At 61.1% G+C, this 22,683-nt stretch carries 16 protein-coding genes, 1 tRNA gene and 3 pseudogenes; 12 read left to right on the plus strand and 8 right to left on the minus strand.

The genetic code is table 11. The features are described 5' to 3' along the window. Positions 1 to 37 precede the first annotated feature (37 nt). The 4 genes from AC5J09_RS02135 to AC5J09_RS02150 are packed head-to-tail and all read right to left on the minus strand — an operon-like array spanning position 38 to position 4,325. On the minus strand, positions 38 to 1,522 hold the full coding sequence (locus AC5J09_RS02135; protein WP_411927065.1) for an ABC transporter substrate-binding protein: 1,485 nt from the start codon (positions 1,520 to 1,522) through the stop codon (positions 38 to 40). Between the two features lie 22 nt (positions 1,523 to 1,544). After that, a complete protein-coding gene (locus AC5J09_RS02140; protein ID WP_494296741.1) occupies positions 1,545 to 2,906 on the minus strand; it encodes an FAD-dependent oxidoreductase in 1,362 nt (453 codons plus the stop codon). After that, entirely contained in the window at positions 2,893 to 3,156 is a 264-nt protein-coding gene (locus tag AC5J09_RS02145) for a 2Fe-2S iron-sulfur cluster-binding protein (protein ID WP_018096288.1), read from the minus strand. Before AC5J09_RS02145 ends, AC5J09_RS02140 begins: the two co-directional genes overlap by 14 nt. Next, a complete protein-coding gene (locus AC5J09_RS02150; protein ID WP_494296742.1) occupies positions 3,153 to 4,325 on the minus strand; it encodes an NAD(P)/FAD-dependent oxidoreductase in 1,173 nt (390 codons plus the stop codon). Before AC5J09_RS02150 ends, AC5J09_RS02145 begins: the two co-directional genes overlap by 4 nt. Before the next feature lie 189 nt (positions 4,326 to 4,514). Between AC5J09_RS02150 and AC5J09_RS02155 the strand changes: the two genes are divergently transcribed. After that, positions 4,515 to 5,402 (plus strand): LysR family transcriptional regulator, encoded by an 888-nt coding sequence (locus AC5J09_RS02155; RefSeq protein WP_494296743.1) that lies wholly within the window; start codon positions 4,515 to 4,517, stop codon positions 5,400 to 5,402. A gap of 15 nt (positions 5,403 to 5,417) precedes the next feature. Here AC5J09_RS02155 and AC5J09_RS02160 read toward each other — a convergent pair. Then, positions 5,418 to 5,818 (minus strand): annotated as a pseudogene (locus AC5J09_RS02160) (electron transfer flavoprotein subunit alpha/FixB family protein); the annotation flags it as partial. A 100-nt stretch (positions 5,819 to 5,918) separates the two neighbouring features. Here AC5J09_RS02160 and AC5J09_RS02165 point away from each other — a divergent pair. From AC5J09_RS02165 to AC5J09_RS02185, 5 genes and pseudogenes are all read left to right on the plus strand, one after another. Further along, positions 5,919 to 6,792 (plus strand): annotated as a pseudogene (locus tag AC5J09_RS02165) (adenylate/guanylate cyclase domain-containing protein); the annotation flags it as partial. A 62-nt stretch (positions 6,793 to 6,854) separates the two neighbouring features. Further along, a complete protein-coding gene (locus AC5J09_RS02170; RefSeq protein ID WP_494296744.1) occupies positions 6,855 to 7,520 on the plus strand; it encodes a DUF433 domain-containing protein in 666 nt (221 codons plus the stop codon). Then, entirely contained in the window at positions 7,517 to 7,816 is a 300-nt protein-coding gene (locus AC5J09_RS02175; protein WP_494296745.1) for a DUF5615 family PIN-like protein, read from the plus strand. The genes AC5J09_RS02170 and AC5J09_RS02175 overlap by 4 nt, the downstream gene beginning before the upstream one ends. Before the next feature lie 286 nt (positions 7,817 to 8,102). Continuing rightward, positions 8,103 to 8,178: transfer RNA gene (locus tag AC5J09_RS02180), tRNA-Leu, on the plus strand. A 930-nt stretch (positions 8,179 to 9,108) separates the two neighbouring features. Continuing rightward, complete coding sequence (locus AC5J09_RS02185; RefSeq protein WP_494296746.1) at positions 9,109 to 9,270, plus strand: Thivi_2564 family membrane protein; 162 nt, start codon at positions 9,109 to 9,111, stop codon at positions 9,268 to 9,270. Positions 9,271 to 9,438: 168 nt separating this feature from the next. Here the strand turns inward: AC5J09_RS02185 and AC5J09_RS02190 are convergent, their stop codons facing one another. After that, complete coding sequence (locus AC5J09_RS02190; RefSeq protein WP_494296747.1) at positions 9,439 to 9,819, minus strand: hypothetical protein; 381 nt, start codon at positions 9,817 to 9,819, stop codon at positions 9,439 to 9,441. 606 nt (positions 9,820 to 10,425) lie between these two features. Between AC5J09_RS02190 and AC5J09_RS02195 the strand changes: the two genes are divergently transcribed. From AC5J09_RS02195 to AC5J09_RS02205, 3 genes are all read left to right on the plus strand, one after another. After that, positions 10,426 to 11,433, plus strand: coding sequence for a hypothetical protein (locus AC5J09_RS02195; protein WP_494296748.1), 1,008 nt, complete (start codon positions 10,426 to 10,428; stop codon positions 11,431 to 11,433). Positions 11,434 to 11,654: 221 nt separating this feature from the next. Beyond that, on the plus strand, positions 11,655 to 12,704 hold the full coding sequence (locus AC5J09_RS02200) for a serine hydrolase domain-containing protein (RefSeq protein WP_494296749.1): 1,050 nt from the start codon (positions 11,655 to 11,657) through the stop codon (positions 12,702 to 12,704). Positions 12,705 to 12,890: 186 nt separating this feature from the next. Beyond that, positions 12,891 to 14,318: a hypothetical protein gene (locus tag AC5J09_RS02205; protein ID WP_494296750.1), complete on the plus strand. Its 1,428-nt coding sequence runs from the start codon at positions 12,891 to 12,893 to the stop codon at positions 14,316 to 14,318. Positions 14,319 to 14,478: 160 nt separating this feature from the next. Here AC5J09_RS02205 and AC5J09_RS02210 read toward each other — a convergent pair whose 3' ends face one another. Then, complete coding sequence (locus AC5J09_RS02210) at positions 14,479 to 17,646, minus strand: AAA family ATPase (protein ID WP_494296751.1); 3,168 nt, start codon at positions 17,644 to 17,646, stop codon at positions 14,479 to 14,481. Positions 17,647 to 18,035: 389 nt separating this feature from the next. On the opposite strand from AC5J09_RS02210, the gene AC5J09_RS02215 reads away from it, so the two are divergent. Further along, positions 18,036 to 18,458 (plus strand): hypothetical protein, encoded by a 423-nt coding sequence (locus tag AC5J09_RS02215; protein ID WP_379937831.1) that lies wholly within the window; start codon positions 18,036 to 18,038, stop codon positions 18,456 to 18,458. Positions 18,459 to 18,492: 34 nt separating this feature from the next. After that, positions 18,493 to 20,373 (plus strand): hypothetical protein, encoded by a 1,881-nt coding sequence (locus AC5J09_RS02220; RefSeq protein ID WP_494296752.1) that lies wholly within the window; start codon positions 18,493 to 18,495, stop codon positions 20,371 to 20,373. Between the two features lie 696 nt (positions 20,374 to 21,069). Here the strand turns inward: AC5J09_RS02220 and AC5J09_RS02225 are convergent. Then, positions 21,070 to 21,993 carry a homocysteine S-methyltransferase family protein gene (locus AC5J09_RS02225; protein WP_494296753.1) on the minus strand — a complete coding sequence of 308 codons (924 nt, stop codon included), beginning with the start codon at positions 21,991 to 21,993 and terminating at the stop codon, positions 21,070 to 21,072. 460 nt (positions 21,994 to 22,453) lie between these two features. Here AC5J09_RS02225 and AC5J09_RS02230 point away from each other — a divergent pair. Continuing rightward, a pseudogene (locus AC5J09_RS02230) lies at positions 22,454 to 22,621 on the plus strand (electron transfer flavoprotein subunit beta/FixA family protein); the annotation flags it as partial. Between the last annotated feature and the right edge of the window lie 62 nt (positions 22,622 to 22,683).

The following is a 22,683-nucleotide window of genomic DNA, read 5'->3' on the forward strand; positions in this document are numbered from 1 at the left end:
TGGTCCGCGGCAAGGGTCAAGCCACCTGCGGGCGACGTTATTCGGTGACCTTCATCTCGCTCACCATCAACTTCGCGTCGACACGCGGCTGCCATTCCATGCGTTCCGACATTCCGTAGATGTCCTGGAGATTGAACAGCGGCACCGTGTAGTTCAGGTCGTGCCCCTTTTTCTGGATATCGTCATACAGCGCCTTGCGTTTTGCGGTATCCGTTTCGACGCGTGCCGCTTCGATCATGGTGGCCATCTCGGCATCCGAGTTCGATGCCGCTGCACCGTCCTTGTGGTAGATGAAGGACATTTCCCGGTCGGCATCGAGCAGTTCGTTGGAATTGGCGATGAAGATCGCGTCGGGACGCGGCCCGTCGCCCATCAGGCTGTCGAGATATTGCGAGAATTCCTGGATGTCGGTCGTGACGTTCAGCCCGGTCTCGGCCCAGTAACCCGCGACCGCCTCGATCTGCTCACGGTCCTTCAGCCAGCGGCCGGATTCGCCGACGACCACGAGGGGTTTGCCCTCGGCCCCTGCCTCCTTGATCAGAGCCCGCGCCTTCTCGATGTCATAAGGATAGTGCTCCAGCTTCTCGTTGAAGCCGAAGGCGGCCGGATTGATGTGCGACCCCTTGGCGATCGTCGCATAGCCCATGAAAAGGCCCTCGACCATGGCCTTGCGGTCGATTGCGAGGTTGAGCGCCTCGCGCACCTTCGGGTCCTTTGTAACTTCATTGTCCGTACCCAGGACGAAGACGGACGTCTCGAGGCCGGGAACGGCAGCGAACTTCGGCACATTCGTCGTGAACTCCGGCAGGAGGTTTGTGATCACGTCGAATTCGCCGGAAAGCAGGCCGGAAAGGCGTGTGCCCGGCTCCGTCACGAAGCGGTAGGTGACGTCGTCGATCCCAGGTTCCCCGCCCCAGTAGTCCGCGTTTGCGACGAGCTTCAGGTCCGTCCCGCGGTTCCAGCTGTCGAACTTGTACGGACCGGTTCCGACCGGCGCACCGGCAAGATCGCCGTCCTTGGCATAGCCAGGCGCGATCATCTTCATCCAGTACATGCGCGAAGGGAGGATCGGATCCGGACCTGTGGTCATGAGGTTGACTGTCAGGTCATCGACCTTTTCGGCCGCCTTGATCGTACCGAAATACGCCATCTGCTCGGAATTGTTGGCAGGATCGATGACCCGCGAGACGGATGCAACCACGGCATCGGCATTGAAAGGTTCGCCATTGTGGAACTTGACGCCGTCCCGCAATTTGAACTGCCAGGTCGTGGCGTCGATCTGCTTCGGAGGCTGCGCGGCCAGACCCGGCACGAGTTCGCCGGTTGGCGTCCTTGCCATCAGCGTCTCATAGATGTTGTCGTTGACCTGGCGCTCGCCGCCGTCATCCCTAAGCTGCGGATCGAGCGTCGAAGGCTCCGACCCGATGGCGATGGTGATGGATTGTGCCCATGCTGGCGAACAGGCAAGCGTGGACGCGAGTAACATCAGGGCACCCGCAGACAGTCTCTGTATCTTCCTCATTCACGTTCCCCTATTTTTTGTTTCAGGTCTCAATGGCTTCAGCCGGCAGTTTCCTTTCCCGGATCCCGGTGTCGCCGCTCATGCGGGCTTTTGCGAGCGACGACAGGGGTACGGGCCGCAACGGCCAACGGCAAGCGCCCATTTCGGCAAAGCTTGCCGGAGCGGCTGCGGGGCGCAGTTCGGACATCAGTGAAAGCGTCCATTCTGTGCAGAAGCGTCCCTGGCAGGCACCCATGCCGAACCGTCCGTTGAGGCGCAATTCTCGTGCCGAAACAGCGTCCGGCCCTGACATTTGCGCCTTCAGATGGCCGATTGTCCGGTTCTCGCAACGACAGATCACCGTTTCGTCCGGACAATCGCCAAGGATCGGCGCATCGTGGACGGGCGCGAAAAGGCGGGAGAGGCTGGTCTGCACGGAGCGCAGCCGTCGAATCCCGCTCCGGCCACTGCGCGGAGCGCGCCCTGCCAGCCGGGCCGCAGCCTCGCGGCCCGCTTTGGCTCCATCCGCCTCGGCGGCGTGCGCGCCGAGCACTTCACGAACGTCTCCGGCCCTAAGGATGACGAGGCCTGCCGCCGCATCATTGGTCGGCAGGCCGAAATCGTTCGGACGCAGCCCGTCATGGAGACCGATGCGGTCTACCTCGATCCGCTCCTCCCGCCCATTTGACGCGATGAGGCATGCGGTGAGCATATCGCCGGATCGGGTGATCTCAGTCAGACGCGTGCCGCGGCGCCACACGACGCGGCGGAGCAGGACAGGCACCATCAAGGCAGCCATGTCCGCAAGGATGGACGGATGAGCCAGCAGACGGACAGCAGCCAGGGGCCGCGAAGCAGGATCTCCCTCCTCGATGACGGCCACCGGCGGATTGCCGGCTGCCGTCATTTGTGCGGCCAAAGCGAGCAGCAGCGGGCCGCTTCCCGCAAGCAGGATGCGTCCCTCCGGCACGCGGCCCTCCTTCAGCATCACCTGGAGACCGCCTGCTGCAGCGACGCCAGGCAAATGCCAGCCCGGACGCGGTCTTACCCGCTCCACGGCCCCGCAGCTTAAAATCAAGGCGCGCGGCCGGCATACTTCGACCTTGCCGGCTGTCCGGTCTTCGATCAGCACGGCGCCTGTGCTGTCGATGCCGACGAATGCCCGGCGGGTCCGAACATCCACGCTCGAGGCGGAGAGCTCCGCAGACAGGGCCTGCCAGCGGCCCCTAAGCGACGGTAAGACGGCAATGGGGGCCACGCCTTCGGCCGGCTGGCGATGGATGGCGCCGCCGAGCGCATGTCTCTGCTCGCAAAGCATCACCGAGAGCCCCGATTTCGCAGCTTCGATCGCCGCCGAAACGCCGGCCGGTCCCCCGCCGACGACCATGACGTCAGCCTCTCGCATCGTCATCCTCCAGCGCCATTACGACCATACCGTCATAAACCGGTTCGAGGCAGGCCTCGGTTGCGCGCCCATCCACGCGGACGAGGCAACACTGACAGGCACCGATGCCGCAGAAATACCGGGTTTGTGACCCGGCGGGATCCTTTCCGAATCCATGAATGTTCGAGCCGGCAAGGGCGGCTGCAATGCTTTCGCCTGCTCGGAACGGCACCTCGGCGCCCCGCCAGAAGAAAATCCCGACGGTGGTCATGCCGCGATGCTCCTACCGGCGAACCGCCCCGGATCGAACGGCGAAACATCGACCTCCGGCTCCTCCCCCCGAACAAGACCCGCAACGATCCGGCCGGTCAGCGGCCCAAGACAGATACCGTCTCCTTCAAACCCGGCTGCGACGAAGAGATTGTCGACGCCCGGCATCCTGCCGACCATCGGCAGGCCGTCGCATATGGCAGTGCGGATGCCGGCAAAGCACCGAAGGATGCGCAAGCGCCCTAGCGCGGGCACCATGTCCCCGGCGGAGGCCGCCAGGTGAGCAACCGCTTCGATATCATTTTCAGGGATGGTGCGGCCCTCCTCCCGTGTCGAGCCGATCAGGAACTGGCCGGTATCGAGCGGATCGATGACGACGCCGTATCCCCGGGCATCCACCTGCGTGCCCTGGTGCTTCTTGCTGAGGAGATAGCTGCAGGAGAGAAGCGAACCCGGCAGGCCGGCATTGAGAGCGGGTGCCCGCTCGGTCACCAGTTGCTGCCCCCTGCGTGGACGCGACACATCGGGAAGTCCTATGAGCTTGCCCGCGCCGCCACCTGCGGCGACGACCACCGCCGAGGCTTCGATCACCGCTTCCCCGACACGAACGCCGCTGACCCGGTCGGATCGTCCGTCGTATTCCAGCGCCGCAACGGGGGAATTGCGCTCCACCTTCAACCCTGCGGCGGAAATCAGACGCGAGACTATGCTGTAGCCGATGGCGTGCCCCTCGTCTTCGACTTCCAGCACTGCCACCGTTTTTCGGGAGAGCAGGGCCAATCTATCTGTAACCATATCCCGGGTGAGCCAACGCACCGGCGCACCGACCTCGGCGAGAGCTTTCGAGTGGTCGGAAAGGACCTCGGCTTCCGCGTCGCTCGTCGCAACGAGGAAGGTGGGCCGCCTGTGGAACAGGCCCTGGAACAATCCCTCCTCCGCGAGTTCGCGATAAACCGCCGCTCCGGCCCGGGCCATGGTCATCATCGGGCCCGCGCGTTTGCTCGCCACCGACACGGCACCATCCGCCGCGCCGGTCGCCCCGCTGGCCGGCGTCGAAGCGTCGAGCAGCCGAACGGGCGTACCCGCGAGTGCGAGAAACGACGCGGTCGAGGCGCCGACAATGCCCGCCCCGATAACGATGACTGGTGGTGAAAAATGCTGCTCGCGCACCTGATCCGAACGCCTTGCAAGGAGGTTTCGGGACAGATCGTAGCGCGCCCGGCAAAACCGCGTCGATAAAAGAACAAGGGCACGAGTTATGAAAAAACTTACAACTCGCCGGCTCTGCGCCTTGCGGCCCTGCCCCTGCTCACCGTAACGTCCTCGGCGCGAATGCCCACGAGCCGCAGGAACCGCCACTTGCCCAGCATCAGCCTCTCACTCGTCCAGACCTTCTACCAGCTCGGACGGACCGGCTCCTATTCCGCCGCGGCCAGGGAACTCAATCTCAGCCATCCATCAGTGGCGAACCATATCCGGCGGCTGGAACACCTCCTCGGCGAGCGGCTGGTCGTCGCCGAGCGCGGGGCACGGCGTGTGGGACTGACACCTCGGGGACTTGCGCTTTACGAACTGATCCGTCCGGAATTCGACATCATGCTGACGCGTCTGACGCGACTGATGGAGAGCCAGCGTCCGGTGCTGCGGATCGGCATGCCGCAGGGAATCTTCCATGATCTCTTTCCCCGGGTCGTCCGGAATTTCCATGAAAGCCGCCCTGACGTGGAGCTTGTCGTATACGAGCGCGACACTGCCCTGTCGGATCTCGTCCGCCAAGGCAGCCTCGACATATTCATTGCGGAGCGGCACTTTGGCGACTCCGTCGTTATCCAGCAGTTGATCGGCCGTTACAGCCTTTCGCTCGTCTATCCCCGAACCTGGGGACCCGCTCCCGCCGAGGGCGGCATTCCCGAATGGGCCTGCGGTCGTCCTTTCGTTTCGCATGAACCGGGACAGATAATAAGGGACATCGCCACCGGTTTCCTCAGCAGCAAGGGTGCGGTTGTCGAGCCGCTGATCTCGGTGTCGTCAAGCGTCAGCATCAGGCGCTACGTCAGCGAAGGCCTCGGCTTTTCCATCTTGCCAACCTGGTCCGTCGGACCGGACGATGACACGATAACCCGGGTGGAGCTGCTGAGCCTCACGCCTGTTCCCATCTATTTCGGGACGGCGCACTTCCTGAAGGACAACGAGACTGTCCGGACCTTCTTCAGCCACTGCCAGGTCGAGCTCTCCGGTAGATCTTGATTGGCCATGCTCGCATCAAAGCGCCTTTTCAAGTTCCGGCAGGACTTCGAAGAGGTCGGCGACGAGGCCGTAGTCGGCGACCTGGAAGATCGGCGCTTCCTCGTCCTTATTGATGGCGACGATCACCTTGCTGTCCTTCATCCCTGCGAGGTGCTGGATCGCACCGGAAATGCCGCAGGCGATGTAGAGGTCGGGGGCGACCACCTTGCCGGTCTGGCCGACCTGCCAGTCGTTCGGCGCATAGCCGGCATCGGCGGCGGCGCGCGAGGGCCGACCGCGGCGCCGAGCTTGTCGGCAACCGGGAGGATGACTTCTTTGAACTTCTCCGAGGAGCCGAGCGCACGGCCGCCGGAGATGATGATCTTCGCCGAGGTCAGTTCCGGCCGGTCGGCGCACGACAGCGCATCGGAAAAATGGCGAGCCTTGATCTCACCCAAAGTCGCTCTGAACGGGGCGCCGAAAGTCTCCTCTTCCCTGTGTCTTCCTGCTATTATGGAGATGAGGCGATGGCCCCCTGTGAGCGACAACCGCAAGCTAGCCGCGATCCTGGCGGCGGACGTGGTCGGCTACAGCCGCCTCGCTGGCGCGGATGAAGACCGTACTTTGGCTAGGTTGCGGGCGCTGCGCAGCGATCTGATTGATCCGACCATCGCCGTCCACAACGGACGCGTGATCAAGCGCACAGGCGATGGGGCGCTGGTCGAGTTCCGCAGTGTAGTAGACGCCGTGCGCTGCGCCATCGAGGTGCAGAACAGCATGCTCGAACGCACTGCCGGCGTGCCGCAGGACCGCCGCATCGAGTTTCGGATCGGTATTCATCTGGGCGACGTGGTCGAGGAAAGCGACGGCGACCTGATGGGCGACGGCGTCAACATCGCCTCGCGCCTTGAGGGCGTCGCTGCCCAAGGGGGCATCTGCCTGTCCGAGGATGCTTATCGCCAGGTCAAGACCAGACTCGACCTTTCGGTCAGCGATCTCGGCAACACCCAGCTCAAGAACATCGCAGAGCTGATCCGGGTCTATTCGCTCCAAGTCGGAAACGGGACTCACGCGAAGGCAGGGGCTCCCAATTTCTGGAAGCTTTGCCTCCGACAGCGCCGCCGCCGAAGTCGTCGATCGCCGTGCTGCCCTTCGTCAACATGAGCGGTGATGCCGAGCAGGAGTATTTCGCCCACGGAATCTCCGAAGATATCATCACAGCTCTCTCAAAGCTGTCGCAGCTGTTCGTGATCGCTCGCAATTCGTCCTTCACCTTCAAGGGTAGGAACGTGAACGTTCAGGAGGTGGGCCGGAAGCTCAGCGTGCACTATGTGCTGGAGGGCAGCGTCCGCAAATCCGGCAACAGGGTAAGGATCACCGCACAGCTTATCGAGCGACCACCGGCGGACATTCGACAAGGCCTTGATATCATGGTTCGCGAGTTATATATTCCGACGCATCGGAAGATTTAATATGGAGGCTCACATGCCCGCAGTTGCGGAAATGCTGAAGGCGAGCGAGGCCGCCGTTGTCTCACGCGTGAGCCTACGCGACATCAATCGCGTCATCGATGAGCACATCCTGCCAGACGCCTTCGTTTCGCTCGACAATGGCCGCCACGTCCTGGCGGGGGCCTGTTCACTCATCGCCTTCTATTTTGAGAGCGCGCGCCGCCTCACGTCGGAGGAGCGACTGTTTGCCATCCGCACCGCAGAGGCCCGACTGACAAAAGCGCGCACACTCCCCTGGGCGGCCCTGTTGCGCGAGGACTGGACCGTTCACCACGAGTTTCTGACGATCGATCTTATGCCCTTTATGAGAGGTGCGAGCGAACGGCTGGACGACCTTGCCGCAGCGCGAGAGATCGTGACAGCCTCACCCGACGTACTTGGCGGTACGCCTGTCATCCGCGGCACCCGCATTCCGGTCTACGATGTTGCCGCATCCGTAGCGGCTGGTCATGCGGTTGAGCGCATCCTGGAAACCTGGCCTAGCCTGGACGCGGAGAAGATAAAGCTCGCGTCTATCTACGCGGAAGCGAACCCCTTGCGCGGCCGGCCCCGCGTCTCCGGCGACATTCCCGAAGGCTCAGTCATCATCACAGATCGTCGCGTCCCCCGTCGTAGGAAGACGGGATGAAGTTTCTGATCGATGAGTGCCTCAGTCCGCAACTGGCAAAAATGGCAATCGAAAAGGGCCACGGCGAAACAAGCCACATCGTCTGGATGAAAAAGGGCGGCTTGGAGGACTGGGAGCTCAAACCAATCATTCTCGAAGGCGACTGGACGTTTGTCACGAAGAACTCGGTCGATTTCCGGGGACCAAAAGACAAGCCGGGCACCAAGGGACAATATGCCGACGTCGCCATCCATGCCGGGCTGATCTGCCTTAACGGCCCACCCGGCATGGACCTCGACTGTTCGAGCAGGCATTGATCGAGCTCGACAATGACGATGACCTTATCAATCGGGTGTTGGAGATTTCTCTCGAAGACGAAGAGCTGCGCGTGCTTCGCTACGGTCTGCCGAAAGAATAGCCAAAGGGGCCCGCGGGGCAGCATGGCCGAGGAAGCTAGGTCACCAAAGCTACTATTTACCCACTTGGCGTTTCAGCGATCCCGTGGACTGTCATCTGAGCCTCAAAGTCGGCGCTCTTGAGAGGGAACAATCATCGCGACCGAGCTTGATCGATCGGTTTGCTATCCCTAGAAACTCTCTGGTGGGGCCTGTAGCTCAATGGTTCGAGCCGTCGGCTCAAAACCGATTGGTTGCAGGTTCGAGTTCTGCCGGGCCCACCATACCACCATACTGATCGCCAACGGCCATCGCTTACCAGGCGATCAGCGCATCGGGTTCGCTGGGGATCGTTACTTCCCGCACAATGCGGCCGTCCGCATCCACCACGCACACACTTGAGTATTCCAGTGACGTCGGCATACTGCTTCATGGTCGTCTCTCCGTGCTGCTTTGGAGCAGGCCACTGCTGACTCCGCGACACCATCGTTGTGAGGGACGACCACCGCGCCTCAAACCTGGCGGGCCGGGTTCCGCCCGTTACACCATCTTTTGAGCACAGATCGAAAATACCAGCCGTCGGTTCGCCGCCGAGTGTTACGTGCTGGCGCGCGACGCGGATAACTCGCCGCACAGGTTCCGCCCCAGGTGATGCGACGCCTAAGGCCTTTCCTCTGTGTTAGCAGTTCTACCCGCACCTAGTGGAGCTTACGTTGCGCCACGGGTCGATGGAAATGCTGGGGCCTCCTATCGGCGTCGTCCTATACGAGAGTGCCAATCGACGCATTTCTCAACCGTTTTCCGACCGCACCAAAGCAGAGAAATTTCGAAGAGCCGGAAGGAACATGGACTTCGAGGCTCTACATCCTGATTGCCGGGGATCGCAAACTGTTCGTGAAGTTTAAATACGCTGGTTCGCCCAATAGGAATGGGCCAATGGTACCGAGCTCGATGGCCGAGAGATAGAATACACATCATTGGTGGTATGTGACAATCACGGCATCGGTCCGGCTGCGATGAGGTCATAGGGCAAGCGGACGGGTCCGTCCCGGGCTGTGCCGAGCTCCTCACGGTGTGGTCAACGGCCTGGATTTTTTTATCCCGCGCCGATGGGCCTGCCGATCTTTCTGTGCCGCGCCCACGCCGCCCTTTCCTTTACACTCAACCATATTTACACTTTCACCGAAAGGCACGTCGTCCAAAGGAGCCGGGCCATGTCCATCATAATTGGCATACTGATCACGGTCCTTGTCATCGCGCTGGTGCTTTACCTCGTGCAAAAACTTCCGATTGACTCGACGATGAGGCAGATGGCTCAGATCGTCGTTGTAGTCGTCGGCCTAGTTTCGTTGCTCAGCTATCTGGACGTATTCTGAAGTGCGCGGGGTACTCCCCTCAGCCGACGGCGCCGGCCGACACTTGAAATCGGAATGGAACATTTGGATCCGACCTCTGCGCAGGCAACAACAGGGAAGCGTCAGCCGGGGTTGAAATTCGCGAAAAGGTCCAATTGTCAAACTGCTGAGCCGCTCCCTAGTGCCGTATTAGAGCAGCTCATTCCGGTCCTTGGTCGCTTTTGCCCGCCCCCCCGTGCCATTCGTGTCATTGCCACGCCTGCCTTGAGTTTCGCCGCGCGGCGATTTGTCGATTGCGCCGCCTTCATTATCCCATTCTTGAAGCGAATCCCTCATCCGCGCCGCGGCCTGAGGATCTGGGATGTCTACGTCGAAACCCGCCAAGGATGCTTCGCTGATGATGGCATCCATGAGGTCTGTATCTGAAATATCCAAATCAGGAAAAACTCGCCGGACTGCGCCAAGAGCTTCCGTGGTCGCAAATGGCCGGGCTTCTTTCTGACATGCGCTCAGAAACACGCTGATCGCCGCGCGGACCTCAGGCGATATCTTGCGGGAGTTCTTTCTCATCATCACCTCCCGGTGCATGAGGGCTCTCAATCTAAACGTTGCCTACGTCTCAATGTCCTAGTTCCTCGCGAACGCTACCGCCGTCTGTGATCTTGCCGACCTTCGGACAGAGATTGAAGTTGGGCGGAGCGGCGGATGGGAGCCTTCTGGCAGTCAAACCAGCGAATCAACGGAGTCAATTGCATTCAACCTCCCCCTACGTCAGCCGAAAACAAGTTGCCGCGGACCGCCGGTAATTGCTATGGGCTCAGACCGTGGATCCGCTTACGGGGGAGAAATTTGATGGCCACGCGAATGAACGTTTGACAAGAATCCTAACGGTCATCCTGTTTGGATGGACCAACGCCTTGAATATGCAGCAAGGCTCGATAGTTGAATGCCGAGCCGCAAGACACTACTTCGCGAACTCACGATACAGCTCGACCGTCGGTGCGTGCGTATCGATCGTGTCGGCGACCTTGGTTGCCCTCACGAGCCGACTCAGAAAGGTTCAGGCAGCGCGAAGTAGCAGCAAATGTAGTTGCGCGGCTGGCATTTCCGCCTCGACAAGTTATGTACTTTAACGCATGCTGATTGATAGATTCAACCAGCGTGGTTGGTGCGAAGATGCGGTTGACCGTCCTGTCATGCGTGTTAGCCACAACCGTTTCGATTTCCTACGCAACCGATTTGTCGGAAGACTTTCGCGCTGGCAAACTCGATGAAAGGTGGTGTACTTGCCAGATCGCTCAAAATCGGCCTGTCACCTTCGATTCTGACCCGCAAGAGGTCGGCGACAAGCACGCCCAGATTACAGTTGATCCATCGATCACTGACAACAACTGCGAAGAAAGCGAAGAGATAGAATGTGGCGTCCCCAATGGGGGCAAAATCCCAAACGGGTCAGCCTTCAAACGCGACGACGATTTCCCGGATGACCTGGGACCATCCTTCATCGAGGGGCTGTCGGATCACACCATCCTCAAGTCCGACACCTCGGTAGTTCAACGCCAAGAACTGCGTCTCACCAATGATCTGGAACACGACAGTGCAGCGACGCATGAATATGCAATTACATTCCGCACTACTAAACCCGAATCCTCCACCAGGACGCGCTGGATTACGGCTCAATGGAAACAGGAGCCCCTCCCCTCATATGGCGACGGCTGGAGCCCGAGTCCATTCCTCGCGCAGCGGTATGATGGCGGGATTCTCAATCTCACTGTTCAGGATGAGAACTGCAGGTGTCTAATTGCATCCGCCAAGGCTCCTAATCAAACTTTCAAATGGGAGGAAGGCGCTCTGTCACAATGCAAGCTGACCTATCCGACGAAGGACGAGGGTGAAGCGTGCACCAGCGCGCTCGTCGCGAATTATGGCTCCAACCCGTGGCTGGATCCGCCCACATCCGGGTGGACGGAAATGCGCTACCTCATCAAGGCCGGGAGAGATGAGCGCGACTTCATTGAAGTTCATCAGGACGGTCGTTTCATCGTGCGAATATCCGGGAAGATCGGATATTTGCCGGCGCCGGGCACGACGATTAAGACGAAGTTCAAGATGGGGCACTACCGGAACTACACGCCCAGTACAGACGTCCTTGAGGTCGATTCGGTAAGGGTGTCGCCCAAATGAGAGGGCCTAGCGTCCACCATTTGGCAAATCCGCTTGCTGCGTGGGTGACCCTACTCCTATTCGCGACTTTTGTAAGTGGATTTGGCTCTGCAGTCGCCACCGAGAACGACATAATACATCGTCCAAAGTCTCGTTTCGCCTTCGTGCGAGGAGCAGAAATTGAAGGGGTCACATTTGACTGCGACGTCACGCCATCCAGACGATGTGATCTGAACACATTTGTGCAGTACGCACGCGTCTGCGCACTGCTCGTCGTGAGAAAAAACGCGCTGCACCTCGAATATTTCAGTCCCGATGCGGGCTTCTGCCCCGAGCGGGGCGCCAGCAATGAACCGACCCGACGCTACGGCATCGCTTCCGTAACGAAATCGTTCACCTCAACCTTGCTGGGGCATGCAATCGCGACACGCTATGGCGCAAGGTCGCGCGAAGATTTCGAGCATATCCTGAAGAAACCGGTAGGCAGGTTTGTTGCAAGGTTAGATGTCCCACCCGCCAGTGCATACGTCGACGTCCCCCTTCACGACGTCCTGCGTATGCGCTCCCGAGTCCGCTGGAATGAGTTGGGTTGGTACGGACTTTTCTCCGACGCAAATCAGTTCAGCCTCGACGTGCGAAACCTGAGGATGAATATTCGGGACTTTGCGAGGCGATATCGAGTGCGCGATGAGAACCGCGAAGACAGCTTCAATTATTCTGCCCTGGATTCCGCAATTGCGGCCGCAGTTGCGGAACGCATGGTAACTCCATCCTCCCTCACCGATTTCCTCGAAGAAGGCATCTGGTCCGCTATCGGCGCACAAGGCGACGCGTCGTGGGGTGTTGACCGGGACGGCACTGCGATAGGGTCGTGTTGCTTCAAAGCGGAAGCCGCTGACCTCGCACGGTTCGGTGTCTTTGTTCTGAATAAAGGAAGGGTGGGCCGGCGCCAGATCATCCCGGAGGCGTGGTTCGAGGTAGCAACCAGAAGAAACACCGGCGACCTGATCGACCCGAGAAATAGCTATCAAAATGCCGGCTGCCCTCTGGAATACCGGTACTTTTGGTGGTTCCGACGTGGGCACTCTGATTTCACTGCGATCGGTCGGGACGGCCAATTCATCCACGTCTACCCGGACAGTGGGACCGTCATCGTCCAGATCAGCGATTGGAACGCATGGAGCAATGGATCCGCGAGGGAGTGTCTAACCTTCCAGGCTCACGACGCTTTGGTGCGCGCCGCCGTGAAGGCGCAGGAAGGCGCTCACACCGTATCTTCTGCGCCGAAATAGTTATCGTTCAACTCAAGCGCAAATTTGGGAAAGGGCATCCGCATGTCTCAAATGCCCAGGAAAGCCAAAAGAGCTCCGAACAAGCCGACAACCGCTACCGCGAAGACCAAGGCCCCAAAGACGAATGTACCTTCCTTCACTCCTGCTGGAACGGTGGGCTCGTGGGAGGACGATCCTGAAACGGCCATGGGTCTGACGGTGCCTACGCCGGATCTTTCCAAGCTTCCCCTTGCGTTCTCGTTCCCAGCGGGGGGGCCGCCACCTGCGATCTACGCGCACGGGACGTCTGAGTTCCGTTATTGGGCCACCGCGGCCGCGTTGAGGCGAGGCGCCGACTATTGGGCGCAGCGGGTACCGCTGACGCAATGGCACGGGGGGCCGAGCCTCAACGTCCTGCTCGACAACGGATTCGACCTCGACGCCAACTACGATCGGGCTGCGTTGAACTTCTTCCACGGTCCGGGTGTGACAGGAACGGTATTCACCTGCGAAAGTCCCGACGTAAGCTGTCACGAGGTGGGACACGCCGTGCTTGACGCGTTCATGCCCGAGCTATGGGGCGTCGCCAGCCAGGAGATCGCAGCCTTTCATGAGTCCTTCGGCGACATCAGCGCCTTGATGTCGGCCATCCAGATTCCGTCGCTGCGGACCGCGGTCCTCGCCGTCAGTGGCGGAAACCTCTACACGACGTCGCGTCTCTCAAGGCTCGCGGAGCAGCTCGGAAGCGCCCTTCGCGCGCAGGATCCTGACCTGGCCGAAGCGGACTGCCTGCGAAGTGCGGTCAACTCGTTCAACTATCAGGACCCGATGACGCTCCCAAGTGCAGCACCCATGTCTCAGCTCTCGTCGAAGCCGCACTCTTTCTCGCGCATTTTCACGGGCGCCTTCTTCGAGATTCTCGGCGTTTCGCTCGCCACGAAGGCGGCCAACCCAGGCGCCCCGACTGAGGCGGAGCTGCTTGCCGTCGCCGACGACCTCGCCGGATTTCTCGTTCAAGGTGTGAAGTGGTCGTCGCCAATCGTCACCAACTGCTACGCCCATGTCGCCGCTAACATGGTGATCGCGGCCCAGGTGGACCCGACCTATTCGTCGATCGCCAAGGGCGTGTTCGTGGGGAGAAGCATCCTTTCCCTGCAATCCGCGTCCTCGCTCCCAATGATGGCGAACGTCAAGTTGCTCACCGCGGCGGCGAATTCGGCTACGGCCGAGCGAGAGCCGCTGCCGATGGTCGGGCTGCCGGCGTCCCAATATGGCATCGACGGCGTGCTCTTGGTGGAGGCCGCAGCGGAGCCGCGCGATTTTACCGTGACGTCCGCCGGCTTCAATGCCGAGCCAATCCCCCCCCCGAGCGGAACTGCGGCGGCCAAGGCCTTCGTCGACGACCTCTTCATGCGTGGCCAGATCGACTACGGCGCAGTAGTCGACCCGGAACGCCGACTGGTGCGCAACCACAAGACCAAGACTCACGCACTCGTCAAGGTCAACGGGGGCGCGCGCCTTGAGCGCCGACTTTTCAACTGCGGCCTCTGCGCGCGCGGCGTGACCACTAGAAGGGAACGACTGGGTGACGCAGAAGGAAAGCGTGCCAGACCAAACCCTCGTCGTGCCCAATAACGAGACATCCAAGGCATTCCTAAAGGTCCCGTCGAGCAAGGGAAGCGGTACCGTCCACGCCGGCCGAGAGTTTCTGCTCGCCAGGACCGATGAAGGTCTGCCCATCGTCAGGTGGTCAGTCAGCGGCAGTTCGAGCACACCGTACCCCGACTTGCATCCTCTATCTTTGCGGCGGATCAGACGAAAGCAACTCAAGTGACTGCTTGGCTCTCGCCTCCCATGCCTTGGCCCCCTGTTCGCGTGCGAAAGAGATCGCCTCCTCAAACGAACTCTTGGCCTCAGCCGACCGATCCGTCTGCCTAAGCAGTTCTCCTCGTAGACGAAGCAGCTCAGGCATGTAGTAGTGCTCACCGGTACGCCTTGCGAGCTTCAAGCCCTGATCGAGGGTCGCTGACGCCTCGTCAGTCCGTCCCATTCGAAGGTAGCTGTCGGCGAGCACGCCCAGATAGCATGTCTTATCGACCTCCTGCTCGCCCATGTTGTCGCATATGTGCTGCATCTGCGCGATGCCGGAGGCGTCTTGCTGACTTGCCGCCTTGGCCCACCCGGAAAAGAACGACGCGAAGTTGAGCCAGAGCTGGAATCCGTTGCGTGTCGCGAGCGGCACGAGCTCGTCCACCAGCCTCTGGAGCGTCGCTACGTCCTGACGAAGAGACATCAGTATGCAGCCGTTACCCAGACACGCAGCGAGGCGGTAGTCCGTTTGTCCGCGGGTCTCCATTTCAGCCGCGTGGAACAACTCCACGGCCGCATCTGCCTCCCCAAGTATTTGCAGCGTCCACGAGAGATAGAGCATGGACATGCTTGGAAAGTCGCTTCCTACCTCATCGGCGTGCTCGCGGTGCTCAAGGGCCTCCAGCAACACCTCCCGCGCCTCCGGAAACCTGCCGCGCGCGAAAGCGCACATGCCTCCGAACTGCAGTCCGAGCACGAGGGCCTTAATGTTGCCATCCCTGCGGCCAATCTCCTTGAGCTGGTTACTCGCCCATTCCGCGTCCGAGAACCGGGCGGAGTTGAACGAAGTTCCGAACAGGCCGTCCAGGGCCCGGATCGCCGCCTCCGGATCTCCGGTCGCCTCGCTGAGCCGCATGACGTTCCGGTACGCGTCGCTGCCGTCCCCGGTCATGTATCCGTATGCCGCGTAGAGGACGTCGCCCCTTTCGAGTTCGAGGGTCAGCTCTCTACTGTCGCGCGTCGTCGAACGCGGTATTCTACGGACACATTCGATCCCTTTGGCGAACATGTTCGCAGCCTCGACCTTCGCCCACGTTGCCCCAAGCTTCCTGCCCGCCCTGAGCCAATAGTCGGCGGCGCGCTCGAACTGCGTCGCCTCGTCATAGTGCTGGGCAAGGATCTCGGGATGCTCCACGACCGTCCTCGGCTGAACGACCTCGATAGCCTTGGCGACGAGCGCATGAAGCTCCCGCCGCCTGTCACGAAGCAGCGCCCCGCGGGCGGCCTCCTGCAGCAGACTGTGAGCAAAGGAGTAGCGGGGCCAGTTGCTGAAGGGCTGCGGCGCGACGAGGCCGACGGCAACAAGACGATCTATCTGCGGCCGCAGCACCTCGCTCGAGAGACCGACGACATGGGCGAGCGTCTTCAGGTCGAATTCCCGGCCGATCACAGCGGCCGTCTGCGCGACCGTCTTAACGGCGCCGAGCTTATCGAGACGGGACATGAGCGCGGACTGGAGGGAGACGGGGACGTCGACGTCGCTCTCGGCCGTCGGCCCGAACCGACCGGGCGTATTGGGAGCAAGCATGAGGGCCGATCGGGCGAGTTCCTCAAGATAGAGGGGAACGCCTTCGGCCTTGCTAAGGAGCATTGAGAGGACGCCGGAAGACAGATGGCCCCCTTCGACGACGTTCTGGACGAACTCGCCAGCCTCCTCGCGGGAGAACCGCTCAAGGGCAAGATGCACCGTGACGGCGGTGTCGAACGCCGCCTTCGTCTGCCTCTCGCGCGAGGTCACCAGGAGGAGCACCGGAGACTGCGCGACGTCGTGCGCGAGCGTCTGGAGGAGCTTGCCGGAGGACGGGTCGATCCATTGCTCGTCCTCCACGAAGAGCATCACGGGTCCAGCGCTCGCAAATTGCCGGAGCCAGTCCGAAAACACTTGGCTGATCGCGACCTCCTGCTGGAACGAGGCAAGCCTGGACGGCTCGTAGTCGGGTTCGACCGCCAGGAGCCGTGTGAAGATCGGATACGAGACCGACAAGGGAACGGTGCTCGCCGACAGAGCGACCCGCAGCCTTTCAGACGGCAACGGCGCGTCCTCGGTAATGCCAGCCTCCTGCTTGAGCAGCCTCAGGAACGGATAAAGTGCGCTGTTGGAAAAGGCGGGGGCGCACTGCGCAACAAGCGCCTTCGCTTCGGGAAAGCTCCTCCCAAGCTCGAAGAGCAGCCGCGATTTCCCTATCCCCGGCTCGCCGCTTATCAACGCAACGCGTCCATGGCAGTCGGCTCGCACGGCGTCCCAGAGGGCCTCGATCGCCTGCAGCTCGCTCCTCCTCCCCACCAGCGGCGTCGACCGGAGTTCGCCCGCAAAGCGGTATTTCCTTGCGATCGGCTTGAGGGGGCGCCGGATGTGGATGGGACTGCTGAAGCCCTTCAGCGTCTTGCCGCCGACGTCGGCGTACTCGAAGGCGCCCGACGTCGCCTGGAACGTGTTCTCGTCGACGTAGATGCTGTTCGGTTCGGCTATAGCCTGAAGTCGGTGGGCGAGATTCGGGACATGGCCGAACGCCACCGTCGAAATCCCTGCAGGCGCGCCCTCGATGTCGCCGACGACGACTAGGCCGCTCGCGACCCCAATCCTCACCCCCAGGCGCGAACTGTCCGGCGTTTCTATCTGTGGCATCGCTGCTACGATGTCGAACGCCAAGTGCATCGCGCGCTCGGCGTCGTTCTCCTCCGCCGCCGGAAAGCCGAACAGGACCTGCAGCGCGTCGCCGACATAATTCGCGACGAAGCCCCCGTGCGACCTTGCAAGCGCGCTGCATCGCGAGAGGAATGTCTGCGTGAGCTGGCTGACGTCCTCGGGGTCGAGCCTGGAGGCGTACTCGGTCGAACCGACCATGTCGCCAACCAGGATCGTTAACTGCCGGCGTTCGACTGGAGTGCGACCACCCGCGCGGGGCTCCGCCGACCTGCCGAGCGCAGCGATTGCTGCAAGCAGCTTGCGGCGGGGGCCCATGGGGACGCCCAGTTCGCGCAGATCCTGATCGGAAAGCAGCGCGAGCGTGTCGAAATCGATCTGCGCGTCGACGAATTTGTCCGCCAAATGCCCCAATCCGATCTCGGCCAGCCATTGCGTGACGTCGTTCATCGCCGGATCCGCCCAGTAGACAGGCAACTCAACTTGCGTGTTTCTTCGGTTCAAGCTACTCTTCAAGCTGAGGTCATTCAACAACTTGAGTTTAATCTAGACGTGGTCGCATGGTGGCCACGTATATTGCAGTGCTGCGAGAACGTCTGGTGCGGTCCGTTGGTAGTGCATGGCATGGAATAGCGTAGGGACGGGCCGGACCCTCGGTGGGCAGCACAGAGGGGGTCAACTTGAGAGCGTATAAGATTTTCACGGCTTTGGCCGTATTCTCCTTGCTTGCGGTCTCGCCGGCAGTCGCGGCCAATGAATGCCCCGGGTCAAACAATATGCCTTGGAGGGAATACCGCGGCGGGTCATTAACCGCGCCCACGCCGGAGGAACGGCGAGACGTGATTGACCTGCTCTCCCAATATGCGTGGACGATGGACAACCGCGACTTCGACGGGCTGGCGGCTTTGTTCGTGAATGCGGGACAGTACTACCACTGCGACCCGGGCAATCCGAATTCCGTGCTTGCCATTTCGGCAGGATCGCTGGCCAAGCAATTCCAGACGATGTTCGCGCCCCTCGCTGCAACGAACTCCAGTGCTACGCGCCAGCTTAGCAGCATCCTGATTGGTAAGACGCAAGAGGGCAACTTCGAGGTTGCTTTATCGGTCCAAGTGAGCATTCAAACGATCGGGGTCAGCGCGGTACAGCTCGACTACACGGCCAAGTTATACGCAACGATCACACGGGATGGCGAATTGTTGAAGTTCGTTGTCCTCAAGGTCGCCCCCAATCAGTCCGGGATCCAGGCCAGCGCGCGCTGACAATCCGCGCGAGACGAAAAATGGGGAATGAAACGTGGGGCGCTTCGTCCATCTCGCCGCGGCAATTGCTGTCGCGCTTTCTCTGCCCATACAATCGGAGATCCCTACTCTGCGGGACCTGCACGCCGAACCTTATGAGAAATTGGAGGCCTTTGCAGACGCTGCCCCAAAAGCCGCAACCGCCGGCACCCGGACGGTGTCGCCATACGACCTTCTTCTTCAATGGAACGGCGACGTGTTGTGGGGTCCGGCAATTACGAGCACCAATCCGGTGACGAAATTCGGCGACGAGGCCAGGTCGGTATTCGGCCCCATGCCGGATGGGGTCTGCACGGGGCCGAATTCGCGACCCGTCGGTCTCGAGGTCGACGGAAACGTCGTAAGGCTGGAACCAAATCTCTCCAAGGCAGCCACTCCGCTCGAATTTGCACACCGTGACGTCGAAGGCCGACTGGTGAAGTGGACGACTGCCGTCGACCGCTGCGACAAGCCTTCGCTCGCAGGGGGCGTGACTTTCTGCGGAATGAACTCGCGGGTGGGCCGGGTCACGCGTGACCATGTACAGTGGCTGTTCCTCTGCCGGAAATCGTCCGAAAGCCTGGAAATCGCGGCGGAGCCCTACTGGACGGAGACAGATCCGCGGTTCTCCCGGTACAGCGCAATCGGATTCAACAACGTCACGGGTGAAATCGCATTCCTCGACGGCCGGAAGGACCGCTCCGTGTTCGACTGGAGGGAGCGCTTCCCGCCGCCCGGCGGAGCATCCTACGGCGACTCCGCCGGGCGGCGCGCTGCGGAGGAGCTTTACGACGGCGGCGCCGTGGTCGACTGCGTACTCTGTCACGACAACAAGAAGCCCACAGTCATCGATCCGCACATGCAACAGGCGAGAGTCGGCTATTTCGAGAGCAGACACGATCCGCGCGCCGTGTTCAGCATGGGCAACTTCCTTCCGGGCCGTATCGCGAGAGCGGACGCGCCGTTCCGCGTGATCGGTTCGGCATATTCGGCCGCCCACGCCAGCACCCTGCTTGACGGTAGGTCCTTCTTGATCGAAGGCCATCCATGCTCGAGCTGCCACAGCCTGACTACGCTGGAGTCGGGACGTCGCTTCGCCGCCGATGCCACTGGGAAGGCGCCCGTCATCCCGAACCCGACGGTGATGCAGAACGCGGCCCTCTTCGCGCAAAAGGAAGCCCTCATGCTCGTCCAGAACCATAGGACCGACTGGGCCTCCGCCACTGGAGCAGGCAAGATCAGTCCGTGGATGACACCGGGGCATGGGGGGAGCTTATGGAAAGGTGTGCGCGTACTCAATGACGACGACTGGCTGCGTCTCAGCCGATGCGCATGGGGCGTCGGCGGACGCGAATGTGGATACAGGCCGCTGTTCACGCAGTGCCCACCCCCAGGCGGAGGCGTCGACACCTTCGTGCCAAGGAACTTTTCGGCCGACGTACATCCTAACCCCACCGCCACGAAGGGCACGCAAAAGCTCTTACGCCTTTCCTGGAAGTACCTGAACGGCTACGGCCGCGTGCCGACCCGCGACGACGTGCGCTTCAACGTGGCATTCAAGACAACCGACGTGCCGCTGGCCGGCGCACCACTGACGCGGCACGAGTATCCAACGATTGACGAGGCGAAGGGAACGGGCGTCGTCGCAGCGGCAGGAGGCGTCGGCCGCTCCGGATCGGCGACGCTCCTGCAGGACGTTTCCTTCGCGGGACATAAAAAATGGACAGACCCCGTACCGTCCAGCATGGCTCGTTTGTATTCTCTGGATGTTCCGGCGGCATGCGGGAAGCGCTACCTTTTCAGGATCCTGCCTAAGCGGTTCTGCTTCGACCATTCGGGTGTCCGGTTCAGTGAAGCAGAATACTTACTCTACAAGGACATCGATTGCGACAAATAGAGCAGGCATCCTTTCGCACAGCCCGACGGTCTCCTGCCTCGCCCATATTTCGCTCGCGCATGAGGAACAATCTGCGCGAGACCATGCCGGAAGTCTTCGCAAGACGGATAAGTGTGAGCGGCACGCATGAGGTCACCTAATTCGCGGTTGTGGAGACGCCTCCGATCTCGGCTCTGGAACGTTCGAGAACAATATAGACCGGACTAGCAACCGATACCCGGGCGAACTAAGTACAACCGGCGGCCGCTCTAAACCTGAAAAATGCTGGGCCATGCGGTGAGACTCCGCGTTAATCGCGGTAACCCTACGCTGAGTGCGCGGTGAGGGCAGCGGCGACTTTTCTCTAAAGGCAAACCCGCGTAGGGGTATGCCTATGCCGCTCCAGATTGCGGAGACGATGGCTCAGCAGGGAGATGAGGACTATAGCCACCATCGCGGTACTCGGTTTTTGGGGGCTATGTCGTCGTTTCTACTGGATCAAAGCACCGGCACGAGACAAGATATTATGATCGGCCTTTTTTGTGGCCGCCGCGTTCGGAGCGTTGATGGAAGAGCACTCGGTATCATCCAGACGGGTCTACTTGCAGCTTACGTCTACGACGCGAAGCCGCTGCCGATCCTCAGGCGCGGCCCACGGCGGCACCTGGTACATCAGCCACGACACCTGTTTCGTCTTGAAGCCTGGCCGACCGGGGCTCAGACGCCCGCCGCGATCAGAGCTTTGATGTGCCGCAGGTCCGAACCACAACATCCGCCGACGACGCGCAGTCCGGGGAGCCGCTCTGCCATTTCAGCGTAAAGCGCGCCGAACTCCTGCGGGTCACCGTCATCGAGCTCGGTGGCTTCGTCCAATTCGGCATGGCTGCGGCGCGAGGCGTTTGGGCGGATCATGCCAATCCGGTTGAGCCAGCGCGATGGCAGCTGTTGGCCAAAATGCTCGGGATGGGCGCAGTTAATCCCGTAATAACGAGCGTAGCCGCCAGTCGCGGCTTCGACCTCGCTGAGCGCGGAATCGAGGTCCTGCCCGGTCGGCAACCGCCCGTCGGTCTCGACCGTGAATGAGAGTGCGAAAGGCAGGCCAAGATCGCGCGCCCGGTTGACCATGCCGATGGCCTCGCCTGGATGGGTGATGGTGAAGGCCGACGCGATTTCCACACCCTCCTCGGCAAAGGTCTCCAGCTGGGCGCTGTGCAGGCGGGCCGCTTCGGTCGGGGTCAGAAGCTGCTCGGGTGCATAGCCATCGCCTGCCGGCCCGAGCACCCCCTCAATCAGGATATGGTCACGCCAGGGATGGGCGCTCCGCAGGTCGCGGGCGAAGGCGACGGCGCGCCGGTTGACGTCCCGGATCCCTGCCTCGTCGAGCCCGAGCTTCGGCCCCCAGCCGCCATTGGCGCGCCAGGTCGGCGTGCCCATCACAAAGCCGCGCCCCGCGATCTGGGCCAAGTCGAAATACGAAACCGCGTAGCACCGCAGCATCTCGCGCCCCTCTGGGCTATCGAGCAGGACGAAGGAGGCGAACAGCGGCATTTCGGCGCCTTCATGGAAGATCAGGTCTGTCTCCATGCCCCCGTCGCTGATGAAGGGATCTTGCGACGAAAGCAGGCGATCAAGTATACCCATGATATCCTCCCCCAAAGAATCTATTGTAGCAAATACCGGCGGCACGGTCGAACTTGGTAGCGAGGCGCGACCGGCGTACTCCACGCCGCCGCCGACCGGGCGTCAGAGTTATCACCGACCCAGATGCGCATCCGCGCGACGTCGGTGCTGGTGACCGTTTCCTGATTGGCAACGATCACCAAGACAGACTGGATTGCCGAGCAGTGGCTCGCGCATCATGCAAATTCAACCCGCTCCAGTAACCTGGCACTCATATTGCGAAGCGTGCTGGCGGGAGTTGACCGCACTACATCGCCTCGGTTTGAGCGTTTAAAGATCGGCCGCTCCCTGTCGAACATGGAAGGATGACCGTTGGTCCCGGCGGATCTCAATTGGCTTATCGGTTGTGCGCCGCGCTCGACAATGCCGCTGCGTTCGCAAGCCACTGCACAGCTTTAAATAGTAGGACAGAGGAGGAACTATGAAGATCCTGGTCGCGGTTAAACGGGTCGTCGACTACAACGTCAAGATCCGGGTCAAAGCGGATGGAACGCGCGTCGAGCTTGCCAATGTGAAGATGTCGATGAACCCGTTCGACGAGATCTCGGTCGAAGAGGCGCTGCGGCTGAAGGAGCCGGCAAGGCGTCAACGGTTCGATTTCATCCAGTCTCGCGTAGCGAGCGGGCTAATGTTGCGAACGTCCCACAGCTG

Source organism: Sinorhizobium sp., assembly GCF_059070375.1.